The organism is uncultured Thiodictyon sp. (assembly GCA_903837595.1).
In the GTDB taxonomy this organism is placed as follows: Bacteria; Pseudomonadota; Gammaproteobacteria; order Chromatiales; family Chromatiaceae; genus Thiodictyon.
In genome coordinates this window covers 1-1,808 of the sequence record CAILVI010000186.1, presented here as the reverse complement: position 1 = coordinate 1,808, position 1,808 = coordinate 1, and the positions used below count along the sequence as shown (strand labels likewise).

The 1,808-nt window shown below is 64.0% G+C and carries 1 protein-coding gene and 4 tRNA genes; 4 read left to right on the top strand and 1 reads right to left on the bottom strand.

Annotation, left to right across the window (positions count from 1 at the left end; translation table 11 throughout):
* Window positions 1–65 precede the first annotated feature (65 nt).
* Window positions 66–935 (bottom strand): bifunctional methylenetetrahydrofolate dehydrogenase/methenyltetrahydrofolate cyclohydrolase FolD, encoded by an 870-nt coding sequence (gene folD, locus QZY44_RS10015; protein WP_295445722.1) that lies wholly within the window; start codon window positions 933–935, stop codon window positions 66–68.
* Window positions 936–1,128: 193 nt separating this feature from the next.
* On the opposite strand from folD, the gene QZY44_RS10010 reads away from it, so the two are divergent.
* The 4 genes from QZY44_RS10010 (at window position 1,129) to QZY44_RS09995 (ending at window position 1,682) form a co-directional block, all read left to right on the top strand.
* A tRNA-Pro gene (locus QZY44_RS10010) sits at window positions 1,129–1,205 on the top strand.
* A gap of 107 nt (window positions 1,206–1,312) precedes the next feature.
* Window positions 1,313–1,389, top strand: a tRNA-Arg gene (locus tag QZY44_RS10005).
* A gap of 60 nt (window positions 1,390–1,449) precedes the next feature.
* Window positions 1,450–1,525 (top strand) — tRNA-His (locus tag QZY44_RS10000).
* A gap of 81 nt (window positions 1,526–1,606) precedes the next feature.
* Window positions 1,607–1,682, top strand: a tRNA-Lys gene (locus QZY44_RS09995).
* The last annotated feature ends 126 nt before the right edge of the window (window positions 1,683–1,808 follow it).

Below are 1,808 nucleotides of genomic sequence, written 5' to 3'. Positions count from 1 at the left end.
GGGGCCGCTCCTACGCCGTAGGAGCGGCCCCAGGCCGCGACCCTATCCGGGTATTCCCCGCCGCTTCACTCCCCGTCCGGCCGTGCACCATGCAGTTGCGCCGCCTGGAGTGTGTTCTCCAACAGGCAGGCGATGGTCATGGGGCCGACCCCCCCCGGTACCGGGGTGATCCAGGCGGCGCGCTCGGCGCAGGGGCCATAGTCCAGGTCACCCACCAGGGTGCCGTCGGCGTCCCGATTGATACCCACGTCGATCACCAGTGCACCGGGCTTGATCCAGTCCCCGGGGACGAAGCGTGCCCGTCCCATCGCCGCCACCAGCAGGTCGGCCCCGCGCACTTTGCCGGCCAGGTCGCGGGTGCGGCTGTGGCAGACCGTGATGGTGCAGCGCGCGGCCAGCAACTCCAAGGCCATGGGGCGGCCCACGATGTTGGACTGGCCGATGATCACCGCGTCCAGACCCGCCAGGTCCTGTCCAGTGCGCGCCAGCATGGTCATCACCCCCTTGGGGGTACAGGGGCGCAGCAGCGGCATCCGCAGGGCCAGGCGACCCAGGTTGTAGGGATGGAAGCCGTCCACGTCTTTGGTGGGCAGGATGCGCTCGGTGATCGCCTCCGTGTCCAGGTGTGTCGGCAGGGGCAATTGCACCAGGATGCCGTCGATCAGCGGGTCCGCGTTCAGCCGGTCGATCAGCCCCTCCAGTTCCGCCTGGCTGGTGGTGGCCGGCAGGGCGTGTTGTTCGGAGTGGAACCCGACCTCCGCGCAGGCCTTGCGCTTGTTGCGCACATAGACCTGTGAGGCGGGATTTTCCCCCACCAACACCACCGCCAACCCCGGTGCCCGCCCGCCCGCGCCCAGTCGGGCCGCCACCTGGGCCTTGACCGCGGCGCGGGTTTGCGCCGCGATCGCCTTGCCGTCGAGAATCTGTGCGCTCATGATTGTTACCCCATTGCTGACCAATCGCCTATGATATACCGGCTGGGGCTTAGCCTCCCGTCGCGGCCGTCCCCGGGCGCGCGCGGGGACGGCCGCCGCGCTGAAGCGTCCGATCGGTTATGTTCAGAGTTGACTGGGATCGAATCGTCACGTATCATTGTCCGTCTTGAGAATTTGGATACGCTTCCGAATCCGGGGTATAGCGCAGCCTGGTAGCGCGCCTGCTTTGGGAGCAGGATGTCGGGGGTTCGAATCCCTCTACCCCGACCAATCCCAGTTCTCGCAGCGGGACCTGTTGAACGTCTTGGTGCTTGAGGGAGGCACCAAATCCGGTGCTGCGTGCCGGCCAGGTATGCAAATCAAGCGCTCCCGGTTAGGCGCCCGTAGCTCAGCTGGATAGAGCAACGGCCTTCTAAGCCGTGGGTCGCAGGTTCGAGCCCTGCCGGGCGCGCCAATTTAACCGCTCATGGAGAGCGGCCGATCGCAGCGATTAAGCGGTCACAATGAGTCAATGGTGGACGTAGCTCAGTTGGTAGAGCGCGGGATTGTGATTCCCGTGGTCGTGGGTTCGATCCCCATCGTCCACCCCATTATTTTGTGTGATCAGGACAAGTGCGGTTCGGGTTGACAACCGGATGTGAAACCTTAAGACTGCACCGCTGCGTTCTTTCGGGTCGTTAGCTCAGTTGGTAGAGCAGTGGACTCTTAATCCATCGGTCGTAGGTTCGAATCCTACACGACCCACCAAATACATCTTTTAGATCAGCCGCTTACGAGCGGTTTTTTCTTGCCTCCCCGGCCTCTTCAAGGCCAACTTGAAAGTCAGCGTGAAAGTGCGTACCTGAGCGGCGCAGTTCCGGGCGATCGAGAATG